Origin of the sequence: Xanthomonas vesicatoria ATCC 35937, assembly GCF_001908725.1 — a bacterium.
GTDB classification, from domain to species: domain Bacteria; phylum Pseudomonadota; class Gammaproteobacteria; order Xanthomonadales; family Xanthomonadaceae; genus Xanthomonas; species Xanthomonas vesicatoria.
Window position 1 is genome coordinate 5,007,511 of record NZ_CP018725.1, and the last position, 16,491, is coordinate 5,024,001.

Sequence of the window (16,491 nt, forward strand, 5' to 3'; positions counted from 1 at the left end):
ACTTACAGGGTCGGGGGTGCCGGCGCATGTTCCGCGCCAACACAGACATCAGACGCCAGCACGATATTCCTTGAGGTCGCCAACGCAGCCTTACGCGGGCTGCAGATACCCATCGAGCGCGGCGCGCACCACATACAGCGTGTCGGTGCGCGGGACGGGCCGGGTCAGGCGGGTCATCAGACGGCGCGCCTGGGTCTGGCGCACCCACGGTTGGTCTTGCAGCCACAATTGGGTCTGCAACATGTCGGCCCGCTCCTTGCGGCTCTCTGCCGACGGCACCACGCGTTGATGCAGATACTCCCGCGCCTCCCGTAGCGAACCCGACCACTCGATACCGGGCAGCGCAGACAACCACAGGTTCGAGCACGAGGCAGTGGTCAGTGTTAGCCGGGCGGCACGCATGCGCAGGAGCCGCGGGCATTGCGCATGCAGACGTGCCATCACGGCCGCTGGCACCACTGCGCGGTAGTAGCGCTGCAGCAACAACAGCGGCGGCAAGGCCCACCATGGCGAGACGGCCGGGTCGTCCCACAGCTCTTGCCAATCGCGTGGCCCCATGTGCGTTGCCAGCAAGGCCAGATCGTGCAGATGCATCAACCTAATGCTGCGGTGGCAGATACCGCCGGCCGCATGCAGCAGTAGATGGCACATCAAGGCACCGGTGGATGGGTACGGATTCAGCCCGGGCTGCGGGCGCTCCGGCCAGATCCGTGCGGTGATGTCCACGCTGCGCAACGGCAGGCGTTCCTGGATGCGCGTGTGCAGCTCGATATTGATCGGTGCATCGCGATGCTCGCCCAGACCGGCCACCGCGTCGCCGTGGAGCGGTTTGAACACCTGGTGCTTCCATTGTGCGAACGACGCCACATAGCCAAGCTCGCACAACAGCGCCGCCGTCGCAGGCGCGTCGTCGGGCTGTACCAGCAGGTCGATGTCGGCCATTGGACGATCGCCGGGCAGGTACACGCCAAGCCGATGCAGGGCGCTCCCCTTGAGGCCCACCAGCGCGATGCCGGCGATGCGTGCGGCCGCATCGATCTGCGTCAGTAGCAGGGCAATCCGCCGGTGCCGGTCTTCGACATGGTTGCGCTGTTCGCTCAGGAAGGCGGTCCATTCGGCGTTCTGCCACAACGAGCGTCGCTGCAGCAGGGGCGATACGCCATGCGCTGCTGCGGCCGCTGCGGCCAGCTGCCACTGCAGTCGGTCCCACTGCAGCGCAGTGTCGCCGGGCTGCGCCAGCTCGTGCGCCAACTGCTCGGTGGCAGTGTGTAGGCCGTGTCGGATGGTGCGAAGCGAAGGCTGCATGCAGGTGATCCGGAAAGTCGAACAGGGTGGAACAGGAGGGCGATGGAGGGTGCGGGCGATGCGGCCAGCGGGTGGTGATGCAACTAAGGCAGCGCTGTAATGCGTCGCGCGGATGCCACATCAGGGCGGTCGCGCGGCCGCTTGCTGCCGCCGTCGATCAGCCCACCAGTACCGTTTCCAGGTGTCGCGGCGGGCGCGCCGCCAGGGCGGCGAGCGGCTCGGTGCGGTGGAGATGCTCCGATGCGATCAATGCGTCCCAACGCGCTTCCAGCTGCTCGGCCGCTTGCGAAAAGGCGTCGGCCGTCATCGTTGCGCGTGCCTGCTGCAGATCGACCTGGGTATGCAGCAGATTGCGCACGCTGCGGTAAAACTCCGAGTCGTACGCGCCATGGAACATCATTGCCAGGTCGTCGCTGTCCTGCCAATGTGTCTTGCCTCCCAGCTGGTTCTTTACTTCTTCGTAGAACTTGGTGCCGGGCAGGGGATACGACACGCTAACGCCGATGATGTCCGGGTTGGCCTGCGTCACCAGTGCGCGCGTGGCCAGGATGTCGTCGAGCTCTTCGCCCAGATACCCAAGCTGGATAAAGAAGCCCACGCGGATGCCATGTGCGCCCAGCCGCTCGCGCGCAGCGATTACCTCGGCCACTTGCGTGCCCTTGGTCATCTTGTCGAGGATGCGCTGGCTGCCGCTTTCTGCGCCAATCCAGGCTTCGGCACAACCGGCACGCGACAGCGCGGCAGCCATGCGATCGCTGGCCAGATCGGCGCGGGTCTGGATGGTGAACGGAATTACGCCGTCGGCCTCGCTCAAGCGTTGCGCAAACGTCTCGACCCACTCGATATGGAAGCCGAAGATATCGTCCGCCATCCATAGATGGTCGGGCTGGAACTGACGTTTGAGGTGGATCATCTCGGCAGCCACGTCTTCGGCGCCGCGGCGTTTGTAGTGGTTGCCCCAGATCGGCTTGGCGCACCAGTTGCACCGGAACGGGCAGCCGCGCGAGGCCGCCATGTTCAAGCTGAAATAGCCATGCCGTTGCTGCCAGAACTGCCGATAACGCGGCATGTCGACCAGATCCCACGCAGGCAGCCCACTCAGGCGTGCATCCGGTGGCTGCGCACCCGGATGCGCACGCGCTGCGTCCGGGTCGCTGGTGGCAATGCTTGCAACACCAGTCAGCCAAGCCTGCTCATCAAGGTGCGGAGTGGTTTCCAAGCGTTCGATCAGTTCGATCAACGGCGCGATGCCTTCGCCGATCAAAACCGCATGTGCGCCGGCGGCCAGAAAGACATCCGGGTTGTCGGAGGCATCCGAGCCCGCCACCAGCACCCGGCACCCGGCGGCGCGCGCCTGCCCGATCATGCGGCAGGCCGCCTCACGCATCCGGCTCAGGCACATCTTGGTCAGGAAGTTGAAGTTGTCTTCGTAGAACACCACCAGATCCGGCTGCGCCTCCTGCAGCGCGCCTGCATAGTCGGCTACGTCGTCGGCCAGCATGGCGTCGAACAGGCTCAGCGCATGCCCACGCTCGCGCAGCAATGCGGCAATCTGCAGGGTGGCCAACGGGGGGTACGGCTTGCCGCGCTCCCATTGCTTTGGGTCGTAACGCAGGAAATACGAATGACTGACCTGGATCTTTAGCATCTGCGCAAGGCTCTCGTTCTGTTGCCAGATGACGCGCAGCGGTCGCGTGCGCAGACACCGGCATTCGGCTCGGCAGTAGGTGCGCACGCAGGTGCCTTTGGTTGCGCCATCGCGCTGCGTTGCCGCGGCGATGTGAGGCGGCAGTTCAGCGCACGCGGTGATGCAACCTTTCGCGACGCAACGCGCACACACGGGCTGATCGATGCAATGGATGACAGGCATGCCGCAGTCGGCTGCGTTGGCGCAACACATGCCGGTAAGCGAACGCGTATGCGTGGTTCCGCCGAGTACGCTCACACCGGACACGGTTGCAGCAGACCCGTTCGGTGAGCAGCGTGCGCGGCGCTTCAGCGTGCGACGGCAGATCCTCGGTGCGCTCTTCCACTTTCATAGCGACAGCGAGGCGTTGCTGGCGCTGGTCGATGCCGCCTATGCCGGCCTGCCGGCGCACTGCCTGCCAGTGGCACCGCACTTCCATCTCACGCTGGATCTGGTGCCGCGCGCGCCTGGTGCCGTCATTGATGTACCGCCGCCTGTCCGCACGCATGCGGTTGGCGGGCTGGTCTGCGGCGTCATGGATGCCTGCAATCACTTGATGCTCTCTGTGCATGAGCGCCGCGCGATGCTGGTGGTCTCCGAGGACATGCTGGCGCACGCGTATCACGTGCGTTACGAGCTCATCGAATTCGCAGTGTTCCTGCTTGCCGCGCGCGGCATTGGGCTGGTGCCCCTGCATGGCGCCTGCGTGGGTCGGCAGGGTCGCTGCGTGCTGTTGCTTGGTGCCAGCGGAGCGGGCAAATCCACGCTGGCGTTGCACAGCCTGCTGCACGGCCTGGAGTTCATTGCCGAAGATGGTGTATTCGTGGCGCCGGATAGCCTGCTCACCACCGGTGTGGCCAATTTCCTGCATCTGCGGCCGGAATCGCTCGGCCTGCTCGATGCGCAGACGCGCGCATGGATCAGTGCATCGCCCACCATTTACCGCCGCAGCGGCGTGGAAAAGTACGAGGTCGATCTTCGCCACGGCCATGCGACGCTTGCGCCCACGCCGTTGCAGTTGAGCGCGGTCTTGATGCTGTCCAGCCAGCCTGCCGATGCCTCCGCACCGAGCCTGGTGCCTGTGCCGGGCGCGCAGATTGCCGAGTACCTGGCGCGCGACCAGCCATACGCCGCCGGTCAGCCTGGTTGGCAGCGTTTTGTTGCGCAGGTGCAGCGCGTGGGCATGTTTACCCTGGGCCGCGGCGCTCACCCGCACGCCTCGTTGGAGGCTGTGCTGCAGGTGCTGCGATGACAGGCTTCTCTGGCCTGCACGCACGCAACGCGACGTGTGTCGCGGATCGAACGCGGCATCAGGCCCGTGGCGCAGCCGATGCGTAAGCCCCCACATGGCGGCCGGAGGCAAGCGACGCTGCGCAGCTTTACCGACACGCTGGTGCCCGCAGACCTACCGGCTGTCGCGCTGTACGTTGCCCTGTCGCTGGCCGCCGCATGCGTCGGCAGCATCGTCGCCGTGTGCCTGGTGCCGCTGGTGCAACCCGGGCACAGCGTGCAGTTGGCCGGCTACCAACTCGCATTGCCGGGTGGCCTGCCAACCCAGATGAGCCTGTTCGTGGGGGTGAGCCTGTTATTCGCTGCGCTGCGCTGGTACGGCGCACGCCTGGCCGCACGCCTGACCAGCCGCTATGCAGTGGGTCTGCGCCGGCGCGTGCACGCCGCGTTGCTCGATGCGCCGTTGCCGGCACTGGCGGGCGCCAGTTCGGCCGAAATTGCCAACGTGCTCACCTACAACATCGAGATCGCCACGCAAGGCTTCAGCGCCGTGCTGCAGTTGCTGGTGGCAGGCATCACCGCGCTGGTCAGCGTGTGCATCGCCGTGCTGATCGCACCTGCGCTGTTGTTTGCGACGCCGCTGCTGTTGCTGCTGGCCTGGTTGGGCGTGCGCCTGTCCAGCAGCGATGCACAGGCGCGCATCAGCCGCGACTACGTGGCCGACATGACGCAGCTGTTCTGGTTGAGCGAAGACTTTCCACGTCGTCTGCGCCATGTGCGCTCGTTTCAGCGCGAAGCAGTCGAACTGCAGCATTACGAGCGTATTTCGACGCGCTTGGGGCAGGGCTACGCGCAACAGCAGGAGCTGGTGGCCAGCAGCCGGTTGGTGCTGGAACTCACCGCCGTGGCCGCAATCGCCGGCATTCTGGTGCTGGCTAATCTGTGGCAGGGTGCCGACCGCGCCGCGCTGATCACCGTCAGCCTGTTGCTGGGCCGCCTGCTGCCGTATCTGGTCACCACGCGGCAGAGCGTGCAGCAGTTGCGTTCCGCCTGGCCGGCGCTGCAGCTTTGGCGGCGCCATGTGGATCTGGGTGCAACGCGCATGCAGGCATCGGCCGACGCGGCACAGCCGCTGCCGGCGGCGCTGCATGTGGAGCGCATCGAGCTGGCGGCGCCGCTGCCCGCGCTGGATATCGGCCCGCTGCTGCTGGTGCCCGGCCAGATGGCCTTGATCGTCGGCCCTTCCGGCGTCGGCAAGAGCAGCTTGATGGATGTGCTCTCCGGGCAGACGCCGCCCGCCGCGTTCGATGCGCATACCGGTGGGCGTCGGCTGGACTTTGCCGCGTACCGGCAACTGATCCGGCATAGCGCCTACATCGGCCAGGGCGTGCGGCCCTGGCAGCGCACGGTGCGCGACTGCCTGGAGTGGGCGTTGCCGGGTGCCACCGAGCTCCGCATGTGGCAGGCGCTGGCCGATGTGGGGTTGCACGCGCGTCTGCAGCGCGACGGCCATGGCCTGCTGACGGCCATCAACGGCCCGGACAGCCGCCTGTCCGGTGGCGAGTTGCAGCGCCTGCTGTTGGCGCAGGTATTGCTGCGCGCGCCGACCCTGGCGCTCCTGGACGAGGCGACCAGCGCACTCGACGCCCCGGCCGAACATCAACTGCTATGCACCTTGCGGCAGCGGCTGTCGCAGACCGTGCTGGTGGTGGTCTCGCATCGCACCAGCCTGGCGGCGGTGGCCGATCGCACTATCACCCTTGGACAGACACCGGTGTTGCAGCCACACGGCAAGCGCGCGGCGCTGGCGACACGCCAGGGCGCGTAAGCCGCGTGCAGCGCCGGTCCGTCACCGCAACGCGCAGGCGCTAACCGGCGATTTCCTCCAACGCACGATTACGCGTGCGCGGCCCGAATACAGCGATTACGCTCGCCACGATCGACATGCTGATCACGATGAACGCCAGCACGCCATGGCTGCCGACCTGCGCAAGCAGCCAACCGATCAACACGCTGCTGACCGCCGTCGACAGACGGCTGAACGAGTAGCAGAACCCAACCGCCCGCGCACGCAATCCGGTGGGGAACAACTCAGCTTGGTAGCCGTGGTAGGCAAAGCTCATCCAGGCGTTGCAGAACGCGATCATCGCCCCGCACAACACCATGCCGATGGCGTCATGCTGTAGAGAAAACAGTACCCCAAACAGCACCGCGCCCAGTGCCGACGCAGTGATCTGCGACTTGTTTTCCCAACGTTGCGCAAAGCGCAGCAACAGCAGCGGCGCAAGCGGGTAGGCCAGCGAGATCGCAAACGAATAGCCCAGGCTCTTGGTCACCCCGGTGCCCTGCGCCGCAATCAGTGCCGGCAACCAGTTACCGAAGCCGAAGAAACCGATGGCCTGAAACACATGGAACACCACCAACATGCCGATACGCCCGCGATACGGCGCCTGCCACAAGGCCGACGCCCTCATCTGCGCGGCAGGCGCTACGGTAGCCAGCTGCGGTTCGGGCAAAGGCGCGCCGATGTCGCGCACGCAGCGCGCTTCCAGTTGCACCAACACCGCATCCGCTTCGTCATTGCGGCCCTGCGTTGCAAGCCAGCGCGCCGATTCGGGCAAGCGGCTGCGCAACCACCAGATCGCCAATGCGAACACGCCGCTCAGCAACACCACCCAGCGCCAGCCGCTCATGCCCAGCGGCGCATGTGGAACCAGCAGCCAGGCGGTCAGGGCCACCGTGGGCACCGCCAGAAACTGCACGAAGAAGGCGAACGCGAACGCTGCGCTACGCATGTGCCGCGGCACCAGTTCGGACAGGTAGGTGTCGATGGTCACCAGCTCGATGCCCAACCCGATGCCCACCACAAAGCGCAGCACGATGACTGCGGTGGCCGTGCTTTGGAGGCCCATCGCCACGGTTGCCGCGGTGTACCAGACCAGCGCGAAGGTAAACACCAGGCGGCGGCCGAAGCGATCGGCGAACGGACTCAACAACGCGGCTCCGACAAACAGGCCAAGAAACGTGGCCGCGGCGAATGCAGCCTGGTCCGACATGCCAAATGCGCCATCGCCACCCTTGGTAAAAATGCCGTCGGCGATCAGCCCGGGGCTGATGTAGGCGGTCTGGAACAGGTCGTACAGCTCGAAGAACCCGCCCAGTGCCAGCAACCCGACCAACCGCCATAGCGTGGCGCTGGCTGGCAGTCGATCGATGCGCGCGGCGATCTGTGCGGCACTGGAGTCAGGGGCGGGCGGGGCATTCATCGCCATCGTCGTGTCGCATTGCCAGGTCAGCCCGCATCATAGCGAGCGGCCTGGTCCGGGTAGCGCTGGCCCTTCGTGGCACCGGCGACGTGTTCGCGCCTTGGTCGGCGCATCCGCTGCGAGGGCGTGGGCCGCGGTACCCAAAGGCAGTCAACAGAACGACTGTACAGCCGCAAGGCGGGCACGGCTGGTGTCTGGTGCCGGCAGCAGCAGGGACGCTCGTGCAATCCGATTGTTGCGTGCATCTCAACCGAGCTGGCAACTGCCTAGTAGTGGCTGGTCAGCCGCACGCGAAGACCTAGGCACGCCCGCATCCGGTGTTCGGCTGCTGGAATGCTGTAATCCTCTCAGCGCCGGGCAAGCGGCTGGCAATGCGGTCCCGGCAGCCCCATCTCTTGACCATCACTTAGTTCCGGAGCCGTCCGATGACGCCCATTTCCGTGCTCGACCTGGCGCCCGTCTGCGAAGGCAGCGACACCACTCACGCCTTCGCCAACATGCTCGATCTGGCACAACATGCCGAGCGCTGGGGCTATCACCGGTATTGGCTGGCCGAGCACCACAATATGCCAGGCATCGCCAGCGCCGCCACGGCGGTGTTGATCGGCCACGTCGCCGGCGGCACCAAGTCCATCCGCGTCGGTTCCGGCGGCATCATGCTGCCCAATCACGCACCGCTGCAGGTGGCCGAGCAGTTCGGCACACTGGCCTCCTTGTATCCGCAGCGCATCGATCTGGGCCTGGGCCGCGCGCCCGGCACTGATCAACCGACCGCGCGCGCCTTGCGCCGCTACTTCGACAGCGCCGACCAATTCCCGCAGGACGTTGCCGAGCTGTTGCGTTACTTCGCCCCCGCGGTGCCGGGGCAGTTGGTGCAGGCAGTGCCTGGCGCCGGGCTGGACGTGCCGGTCTGGCTGTTGGGGTCCAGTCTGTTCAGTGCGCGCCTGGCCGCCGCAATGGGCTTGCCGTTCGCATTCGCTTCGCATTTCGCGCCCGATGCGATGGACGAGGCGGTGTCGATCTACCGCCGCGAATTCCGCCCGTCTGCGCAACTGGCCAAGCCGCACGTCATGCTCGCCCTCAACGTGGTGGCGGCCGAAACGCAAGCGCAGGCGCGTCGTTTATTCACCACCCAACAGCAGAGTTTCGTCAATTTGCGTCGCGGCAAGCCCGGCAAGATCCCGCCGCCCATCGACGACATCGACAGCTTCTGGCAGCCGCATGAGCGCGTCGGCGTGGAGCGCGCTCTGGCATGCACCGTGCTCGGTAATGCCGACCAGATTGCGCAGGGCGTAGCCGCTTTCATCGAGCGGCACGCGCCGGACGAGCTGTTGTTCACCGCCAACATCTACGACCACGCCGCGCGTCTGCGCTCGTTTGAAATCGCGGCAGAAGCGGTGCGGGAACTGGACGTGACCACTGCGTGATTCACGTCGCTTTGCGCGGCAATCCGCTCAGATGCGTGCATCTCCATTGGGAACACACGCATGCAACTCCAGGAACGTAGCGAGAGCATCAAGCAGTTGGCGGAATTGATTCGCGGCGTGGACATTGCAATGTTCACGACCGTCTCGGCAGACGGCAAGTTGGTGAGCCGCCCGCTGGGCACGCAGGAAGTCGAATTCGATGGCGACCTGTGGTTCGCCACCGCTGCCGACAGCCCGAAGGTAGCGGAGATCGCTGCCGATCCGCGCGTCAATGTGGCCTACGCCTCGGCGTCCAAGAACACCTATGTGTCGGTCGCAGGCACTGCCCGCGTGGTGCACGACCGCGCCAAAATCGATGAGTTGTGGTCGCCGGCAATGAAAGTATTCTTCCCCGGCGGCAAGGACGATCCCAACCTGCGCCTGATCCACGTGCGCGCCGAGTCGGCAGAGTATTGGGACGGCCCCAGTGGCCTGCTCGGCAAGGCGCTTTACTTCGTCATGACGGCTGTTACCGACGATACCGCCAGCCTCTCGGACAACCGCGTGGTCGATCTGAAGTAAGCGAGAGCTCACGTCAGCAATCAGCGCTGCTGCGAGGTCCAAGACCCGACTTAAGCGACAAGACCCGATCCAAGCGCCAAGACGTGGTGTTGGCGCGACGATCGGGCTGTTTTAGAGGCAGCGGAAGCGCATCGCGACCCGAGCCGCTTGATTGGCCTCTAGCGCAACATGCCGCCAATAACGCGCGTCATTCGCACGGGTGTTTCGCGACGCAGCCTCGACCCAAGATCGCTCAACCGCACGCCAGTGCCTTGGCCTCTCTCCAGTGGGAGAGGGGTTGGGGTGAAGGTACGTCCGTCGCCATCCTCGACGTTTGACGGAGATGCCAATCAGCGATCGCCAGGGAAGACGAGGGCTCACGCATTCCAGCGTCAGGCGTGATCGGTCAGCGCCAAGCACAATCCGGCGCGCACGCAAGGTTGAAACTCAACGCCAAGCCACCGGCCACCAGCCACGAATCAGATCCACCAAGTGGTCCGAGGTGATGCCGAACACCGCGATCGAGACCAGCGCCGCCGCCCAGCCCACCAACATCAATGCGCCATCGCGTTCCAGCAAGGCCAGCGCGAACAGCAGCAGGATCAGGCCGAACAGGTAGTTGGTAAACGGGATCGGCAGCGTCAGCAAGATGCCGACCAACACCAGCAGCAATCCGGTGAACACCTGCGCCGGTATCCGATCGAGCACGCCGTGCAAACGCGGCTTGAGCAGGCGATCCAGCCGCTGCAGCGTCGGTGCCAGTTTGGTCACGAACCGCTGACTGGTACGTCGCCGTGGCCCGCGGTCGCCGATAAAGGCCGGTACCCACGGCTTGCGCAGGCAGCACATCATCTGCAGGCCGATCAGCACTGTCAGCGGGCCACTGATGCCGCCAGCCACGCCTGGAATCGGAATAAAGGACGGCAGGATCGCCAGGAACAAAAACACCCCGAACGCGCTCTGCTGCAGGTCGGCCAGGATTTCGCGCACGCGTAGCACGTGTTCCGGGTCGCCCTCGCTGAAGGCCGCCAGCAAGCTGCGGATGCCTTCATTGCGGTAGCGCATCTGTTCGCCATCGGAATCATCGGATGGCGGGACGCCGCTATCCGACGATGTCATCGCTGTCCTCGTCGCCGATACGGCTCAGCAGCAGCTTGTCCACGCGCGCGCCGTCCAGGTCCACGATCTCGATGCGCCAACCGGCCCAGTCGAAGAACTCGCCAGCCTGCGGAATGCGCCCGAAGTAGTAGATGCACAGCCCGGCCAGCGTGTGGTAATCGCCTTCGTCGGCTTCCGGCAGTTCGGCGCCCAACACTTCGCGCAGTTCTTCCACCGGCAGCGAGCCGTCGATCAGCAGCGAGCCGTCGGCACGGGTGATCACCAGCGCATCTTCGTCGGTATTTTCCACCGCCTGCAGACGGCCGACCACCGCGCCCATCAGGTCGCTAATGGTCACCAAGCCGCGGATTTCACCGTATTCGTCCACCACCAGCGCCATCGACTGCTGTTCTTCGCGAAAGATCTCCAGCAGCTTCATCGCATGCGTGGACTCGGACACGAACAAGGTATCGCGCAGCGCCTGGAAAAGATTCTCGCCGTGCCCACCCATGCGCGTGACCAGCGATTTGACTTCCAGCACGCCGGCAATGTCCTGGTCGCTGCCGCGATACACCGGGTAACGCGAAAACTCGTGCTCGCGCATCATCTGCAGGTTGCGTTCCGGCTCGGCATTGGCATCCAGCCAGGCGATGCGGTTACGCGGCGTCATCAGGCTGTCGGCGGTGCGGTCGCCCAGGCGCATCACCCGGTTCATCATGTCGCGCTCGTGCGCATCGATCACGCCCGCCTCGTGGCTTTCGGCCACCAGCATGCGGATCTCTTCTTCGGTGATCGACGCCGATTCGTCCTTGCCCATGCCCAGCATCCGCAGCACCAGCCGGGTGGAGCGTGCCAGCACCCAGACCCCGGGCGCGGCGATCTTGGCCAGCCAGGTCATGGGGACCGCGACAAAGCCGGCAATGTCCTCGGAATTGCGCAATGCCAGTCGCTTGGGCACCAGCTCGCCGAAGATCAGCGTCAGGAAGGTGATCAGCGCCACCGCCAGGGTGCTGCCGATCACCGCCGAATACGGTTTGGGGTCGCCAACCAACGAGAACGTGGCCGACAGCGCAGGGAAGGCCAGCTGCAGCCGCTCGCCGATCGCCTCGCCGATGGCTTCGCCGCCGAACAGGCCGGTCAGGATGCCGATCGAGGTGATACCGATCTGGACCGTGGACAGGAAGTTCTCCGGGCTCTCGGCCAATGCGAGCGCCCGCGCCGCGCGCTTGCTGGAGCCGGCCATCTGCTTGAGGCGGCTCTTGCGCGAGGTCATCAGCGACATCTCCGACATGGCGAAGAAGCCGTTCAACAGGATCAATGCGATGACGATCAAAAACTCAACCACGGGCGTCTTCCCCGGTCAGTGAAGGGGAGGGCGGGCAAGCACGGGGTTGGCCGGCGCGCGCGAAGGCGGGGCGGCAACGGGGAAATATAGGGTCGTCTTCCATAGGGTGCGCCCGAAGGCGCGGGGGCATGTTAGCAAATCGCAGGGTGATTCGAGCCGGGAAAACCCGGCGTGAAGGCCGCGCGCGGCGTCGATATACCCAGACAGGTCATGGAACGGTCATAATTCGTCCTTGGCGTCCGTCTCTCCCTCGACGGCAGGAAGTTCTCCACCCATGTTCTCGTTGCAGACCATCTTCGGCTCCGGCAAGCAGTTCTACGCGCTTCTGAACGAAGCGGCGCAGGCCGCCTACGACAGCACCAAGGCGTTGCACGCCATGATGCGCACGTCCGACCGGCAACCCGCGCTGGACGCCTTCAAGCTGGCCCGCCTGCGCGAACGCGCCGCCTCCGACAAGATCGGCCAGGCGCTGGTGGACAGCTTCATGACCCCGATCGAGCGCGAAGACATCGAAGCGCTGGGCTCGGCGCTGTACAAGATTCCCAAGCAGGTAGAAAAATTCGCCGACCGCTACTCGCTGGCCACCAAGCACCTGGAACACATCGACTTCGCCCCGCGCGCGGCGATGCTGGAGCAAGCGGCCGCGGTAGTGGTGGAGATGGTCACCGACCTGCCGCAGATGAACATCGATCGCATGACTGCGCTCAACGACAAGCTGCGGACGCTGGAAAACGAAGCCGACCGCCTGATGCTCGAGCTGTACCGCGACATCTATTCCGGCCGCCTGGACACGCTGCAGATGTTCCTGCTCAAGGAGTTCTTCGAGATCCTGGAAAAAGCCATCGACCGTTGCCGCGAGGCAGGGGTGGTGGTGTACCAGATCGTATTGAAGAACAGCTGAGGTCGCCGCGTGCTTACCCTTGTTCTGGTGGTGATCCTGGCCGCGTTGGTATTCGAGTTCATCAACGGCTTCCACGACACCGCCAATTCCATCGCCACCGTCGTCGCCACCAAGGTGTTGTCACCCGGCTGGGCGGTGATGCTGGCCGCCGGCATGAACCTGATCGGCGCCCTGACCGGCACTGCGGTGGCCTTGACCATTGCCTCTGGGCTGCTCAACACCAACGTGGTCGAGGTCACCCCGCAGGTGATCCTGTGCGCGCTGCTGGGCGGCATCATCTGGAACCTGATCACCTGGTGGAAGGGGCTGCCGTCGTCGTCCTCGCATGCGCTGATCGGTGGCCTGTGTGGCGCCGGCCTGGCCGCCGCGCACAATAACTGGGACGCGTTGATCTGGTCGGAAAACATCGGCAACTGGGCCAAGAACAAGGGCCTGTTGTGGAAGGTGTTCGTGCCGATGATCACCTCGCCGATCGCCGGTTTCCTGCTCGGCATCGTGGTGATGGTGCTGCTGTGGGCGATCATCGCCGGCATGTCCAGGCTTGGCGGCCCGATCGGGCGGCTGGCGCGGCCGCGCTGGGTCAATGCGTTCTTCGGCAAGGCGCAGATCGCCTCGGCCGCGTACATGGGCTACGCGCACGGCCACAACGATGCGCAGAAGACCATGGGCATCATCGCCATGACCCTGATCGGCGCGCAGTCGGCCGGAGCACTGGACAGTCTGCCTAGCTGGCTGGCATTCCTGCATCCGGGCACCGGCCTGGCCGCCGGCGACGGCATCCCGATGTGGATCGTGCTGACCTGCGCGGTGGTGATGGCCGCCGGCACCGCGTCCGGTGGCTGGAAGATCATCAAGACGCTCGGTCACAAGATGGTCAAGCTGCATCCCATCCATGGCTTTGCTGCCGAGACCAGCTCGGCCACCGTGCTCACCGTCGCCGCGCATTTCGGGATGCCAGTGTCGACCACGCACAGCATTTCCACCGCGATCATGGGCGTGGGGTTTGCCAAGAACCCGCGCTCGCTGCGGCTGGGCGTGATCGAGCGCATTGTGTGGGCCTGGATTCTGACCATCCCCGCTGCTGGCGGCGTGGCGTATCTGATCCTGACAATGTTCGAGCTGTTTGGCTGGATCTGAGGCAATGTCGCGGTGCGGTCACGCACCGCTGTCACGCTGGTGGGTTATTGCGCAAGGGATCTGCCGTGACTGGGCTGCCTGCGCGTCCTGAGTGAGACCTTCCGCAATGATGCTTGCCCTGGTATGCGTGTTGTTCGGATTCGCCTGGTTGCTCGACCGTCGCGGCTTGCGGCGGTTCTCGCGTGTGCTGGCCGGCGCAAGCCTGCTGCTGGTATTGGCGATTGGCTGCGGGCCGCTGCCATCGTGGATGCTGCAGAACCTGCAGCGTACCGGGGTCAACGATTTCAATGGCTGGGGCGCGCGCAATGTCATCGTGCTGTTGGGCGCCGGCACCGTGCGTCCGGAAGGCCGCGATGCGGTGGCCGAGGCCAACATGTTCGCCTATGGCCGCATCGTCGAATCGGCGCGACTGTATCGGCAATGTCGGCACAGCGGTGGCGATTGCAAGATCGAGATCAGCGGCGGCGACGCACGCGGCCTGGGCCTGTCCGAGGCGGTGGTCTATCAACGCGTATTGATCGGGCTGGGGATCGATCGGGCGGATCTGATCATGGAACCGTCCAGCATGAACACCTGGCAGAACGCGCAATTCAGTCAACCCTTGCTGCGCGCGCACCGGCCCGATCGCGTGGTGCTGGTGTCCTCGGCCACGCATCTGCGCCGCGCCGAGCTGTACTTTCGCCATTTCGGGATCGATGCCATCCCGGTGCGCGCCGACTGGCTGACCGCTTCCTGGTCGATCCTGCCGCAGAGCTACAACTTCACCCTGGCCGATGTCGCCCTGCACGAATACCTGGGCATCGCGCGCTATCAGCTCTACCAATGGCTGGGCTGGAACGTGAAGGCGACCGAGCCCGGCGCGATCTGAGCGCCAAGACGGCGGTCGTTCCGCCGCCGGACGTGAGTCGCACGCCCGGCACTGCACGCGCTCAGCGTGTTTCGTACATCGCCTCGACGTCGCGACGGAACGCGGCCTGGCTGTCGGGGCGGTTGTAGAACATGTGACCACCGGGATACTCGCGCACTTGCACGCGCGTGGGGTCGCCCATCGCCGGCATCTGGTCCACGGTCAGCACCGATCCCATGAACGGGCAGGAGAGATCGTTCCAGCCATGTGCGATCAGTACACGCAGCTTGGGGTCGATCGCCACCGATTGACGCAGCTGCGTCACCGCGCCCTTGCGCAGTTCATCGCCCCATTCCCACGCCGTATTGACCTCGTAATTGATCGCCTGATAGCGGGCATCGACTTTCCAGCCGACGATCCGGGTGACGAAGTCCACCATCGCGGTGGTGGTCGGCGCGATGATGCTGTCCAACAGCGGGTCGCTGGCGCGCTGCGTAGGGTCGTTGGGGAACGGGTCGAAGGCGGTCACGTTGGCGTCGTAGCGGCTGCCCAGCTCGCCCTTGTCGCGAAACACTTCACGCAGATACGCCTGGGTTTCCAGGCGCCCACCGGAACGGCGCACATAAGCCGGATCCAGCCCGGTCATGCGGGTGACCTGCTGCAGCATCGCCTCGCTGGCCTGCGGGTCGGTGCGGCCTTTCATCAGCGCCACCGCATAGTCGCCGCGGGTGTAGTCGATCACCTGACGCATCGCGCTGTCGCTGAGCTGGCCCTGGCGCTCCAGGTGCGCAGCGGCGATCGAGGGCAGGGTCAGCATCCACGCCAGCGGCGAGACGTCGCTGTTGTCGTCCAGGGTCGGGTTGAGGAACGGCGAGACCAGCACCACGCCGTTCATCGCCACGCCAAGGCGGGTCTGCAGATACTGGGTGATGCGCGGTCCGCGGAAGCCACCATAGCTCTCGCCGACCAGATACTTGCGCGTCTGCAGGCGGCGATTCTTCAGCAGCCAGTCGTAGATCACGCGCGAGAGATATTCCACGTCGGCCTGCGGGTTGTAGAACTGCTTCTTGGCCTCGTCGTCGCCGATTAGCGCGCGGCTGAAGCCGGTGCCGACCGGGTCGATGAACACCAGGTCGGTGAAGTCCAGCCAGGTGCCCGGATTGTCGCGCAAGGTCGCCGGTGCGGACGCGCTGTCGCCTTCGGCGCCGAAGCCGACCACCTTCGGCCCGATCGCGCCCATGTTCAGATAGACCGACGCCGCGCCTGGTCCGCCGTTCAAGGCAAAGGTCACCGGGCGGTCCTTGCCGTCCACGGTGTAGGCGGTGAACACTACCTCGCCGGTGGTTTTGCCCTGCGCGTCGCGCACCGGCAGCGTGCCGACCGTGGCGGTGTAGTTCAGCGTTCGCCCGGCAAGGCGCGTACTTTGACGCACGCTGGTATCGGCCGGCAGCGGGGTGGGGTTGGTCGTAGCGGCATCGGCCTTGGCGCCGGGCTTTGAATCGGTCTTACTGTCCTGCGCGGCGGCGAATGCCGGGACGCCGAGCAGCAGGCAGGCCAGCAGGCCGGTACGAATCAAGGAAGGCATGGGCAATCGGCATTCGAGCGGGAAAGTGCCGATGCTAGGGCTCGGCATCGCGCAGTGGATGTGCAAAAAGGCATGCCTGTCGCGCTGACCGATGCCGGGTAGCTCGCTATCATGGCGCGCCCT

General features: G+C 65.3%; 12 protein-coding genes and 1 pseudogene. 7 read left to right on the forward strand and 6 right to left on the reverse strand.

Translation table 11 applies throughout. The features are described 5' to 3' along the window. Positions 1-90 precede the first annotated feature (90 nt). Positions 91-1,305: a nucleotidyltransferase family protein gene (locus tag BJD12_RS21940; protein ID WP_005992461.1), complete on the reverse strand. Its 1,215-nt coding sequence runs from the start codon at positions 1,303-1,305 to the stop codon at positions 91-93. A gap of 157 nt (positions 1,306-1,462) precedes the next feature. Continuing rightward, positions 1,463-3,017, reverse strand: a pseudogene (locus BJD12_RS21945) (B12-binding domain-containing radical SAM protein). A gap of 156 nt (positions 3,018-3,173) precedes the next feature. Here BJD12_RS21945 and BJD12_RS21950 point away from each other — a divergent pair. Beyond that, positions 3,174-4,244, forward strand: coding sequence for a phosphoenolpyruvate carboxykinase (ATP) (locus tag BJD12_RS21950; RefSeq protein ID WP_005992454.1), 1,071 nt, complete (start codon positions 3,174-3,176; stop codon positions 4,242-4,244). Between the two features lie 78 nt (positions 4,245-4,322). Then, positions 4,323-6,050, forward strand: a complete 1,728-nt coding sequence (locus BJD12_RS21955) for an ATP-binding cassette domain-containing protein (RefSeq protein WP_050812871.1) — start codon at positions 4,323-4,325, stop codon at positions 6,048-6,050. 40 nt (positions 6,051-6,090) lie between these two features. Here the strand turns inward: BJD12_RS21955 and BJD12_RS21960 are convergent, their stop codons facing one another. Continuing rightward, positions 6,091-7,494: an MFS transporter gene (locus tag BJD12_RS21960; protein ID WP_042827992.1), complete on the reverse strand. Its 1,404-nt coding sequence runs from the start codon at positions 7,492-7,494 to the stop codon at positions 6,091-6,093. A gap of 419 nt (positions 7,495-7,913) precedes the next feature. Here BJD12_RS21960 and BJD12_RS21965 point away from each other — a divergent pair, with 419 nt between their 5' ends. Beyond that, on the forward strand, positions 7,914-8,915 hold the full coding sequence (locus BJD12_RS21965) for an LLM class flavin-dependent oxidoreductase (protein ID WP_005992447.1): 1,002 nt from the start codon (positions 7,914-7,916) through the stop codon (positions 8,913-8,915). Positions 8,916-8,975: 60 nt separating this feature from the next. Beyond that, entirely contained in the window at positions 8,976-9,476 is a 501-nt protein-coding gene (locus BJD12_RS21970; protein WP_005992445.1) for a pyridoxamine 5'-phosphate oxidase family protein, read from the forward strand. A 426-nt stretch (positions 9,477-9,902) separates the two neighbouring features. Here the strand turns inward: BJD12_RS21970 and BJD12_RS21975 are convergent, their stop codons facing one another. After that, entirely contained in the window at positions 9,903-10,574 is a 672-nt protein-coding gene (locus BJD12_RS21975; RefSeq protein WP_005992443.1) for an exopolysaccharide biosynthesis protein, read from the reverse strand. Then, on the reverse strand, positions 10,558-11,898 hold the full coding sequence (locus tag BJD12_RS21980; protein WP_005992441.1) for a hemolysin family protein: 1,341 nt from the start codon (positions 11,896-11,898) through the stop codon (positions 10,558-10,560). Before BJD12_RS21980 ends, BJD12_RS21975 begins: the two co-directional genes overlap by 17 nt. Before the next feature lie 274 nt (positions 11,899-12,172). Here BJD12_RS21980 and BJD12_RS21990 point away from each other — a divergent pair, with 274 nt between their 5' ends. The 3 genes from BJD12_RS21990 to BJD12_RS22000 all read left to right on the forward strand — a co-directional run bounded on the left by BJD12_RS21990 (position 12,173) and on the right by BJD12_RS22000 (position 14,804). After that, positions 12,173-12,799 (forward strand): DUF47 domain-containing protein, encoded by a 627-nt coding sequence (locus tag BJD12_RS21990; protein ID WP_005992439.1) that lies wholly within the window; start codon positions 12,173-12,175, stop codon positions 12,797-12,799. Positions 12,800-12,808: 9 nt separating this feature from the next. After that, positions 12,809-13,936, forward strand: a complete 1,128-nt coding sequence (locus BJD12_RS21995) for an inorganic phosphate transporter (RefSeq protein WP_042827990.1) — start codon at positions 12,809-12,811, stop codon at positions 13,934-13,936. Positions 13,937-14,042: 106 nt separating this feature from the next. Then, the gene (locus BJD12_RS22000; RefSeq protein WP_005992435.1) at positions 14,043-14,804 is read left to right on the forward strand and encodes a YdcF family protein; all 762 of its coding nucleotides are present in this window, start codon (positions 14,043-14,045) and stop codon (positions 14,802-14,804) included. 61 nt (positions 14,805-14,865) lie between these two features. Here BJD12_RS22000 and BJD12_RS22005 read toward each other — a convergent pair whose 3' ends face one another. After that, on the reverse strand, positions 14,866-16,368 hold the full coding sequence (locus BJD12_RS22005; protein WP_005992433.1) for a S10 family peptidase: 1,503 nt from the start codon (positions 16,366-16,368) through the stop codon (positions 14,866-14,868). Between the last annotated feature and the right edge of the window lie 123 nt (positions 16,369-16,491).

What these genes read in the sequence shown, in the direction of transcription:
- BJD12_RS21940 (WP_005992461.1), bottom strand. Translation starts at nt 1,305, where the DNA reads ATGCAGCCTTCGCTTCGCACCATCCGACACGGCCTACACACTGCCACC.
- BJD12_RS21950 (WP_005992454.1), top strand. Translation starts at nt 3,174, where the DNA reads ATGCCGCAGTCGGCTGCGTTGGCGCAACACATGCCGGTAAGCGAACGC.
- BJD12_RS21955 (WP_050812871.1), top strand. Translation starts at nt 4,323, where the DNA reads ATGCGTAAGCCCCCACATGGCGGCCGGAGGCAAGCGACGCTGCGCAGC.
- BJD12_RS21960 (WP_042827992.1), bottom strand. Translation starts at nt 7,494, where the DNA reads ATGGCGATGAATGCCCCGCCCGCCCCTGACTCCAGTGCCGCACAGATC.
- BJD12_RS21965 (WP_005992447.1), top strand. Translation starts at nt 7,914, where the DNA reads ATGACGCCCATTTCCGTGCTCGACCTGGCGCCCGTCTGCGAAGGCAGC.
- BJD12_RS21970 (WP_005992445.1), top strand. Translation starts at nt 8,976, where the DNA reads ATGCAACTCCAGGAACGTAGCGAGAGCATCAAGCAGTTGGCGGAATTG.
- BJD12_RS21975 (WP_005992443.1), bottom strand. Translation starts at nt 10,574, where the DNA reads ATGACATCGTCGGATAGCGGCGTCCCGCCATCCGATGATTCCGATGGC.
- BJD12_RS21990 (WP_005992439.1), top strand. Translation starts at nt 12,173, where the DNA reads ATGTTCTCGTTGCAGACCATCTTCGGCTCCGGCAAGCAGTTCTACGCG.
- BJD12_RS22000 (WP_005992435.1), top strand. Translation starts at nt 14,043, where the DNA reads ATGATGCTTGCCCTGGTATGCGTGTTGTTCGGATTCGCCTGGTTGCTC.
- BJD12_RS22005 (WP_005992433.1), bottom strand. Translation starts at nt 16,368, where the DNA reads ATGCCTTCCTTGATTCGTACCGGCCTGCTGGCCTGCCTGCTGCTCGGC.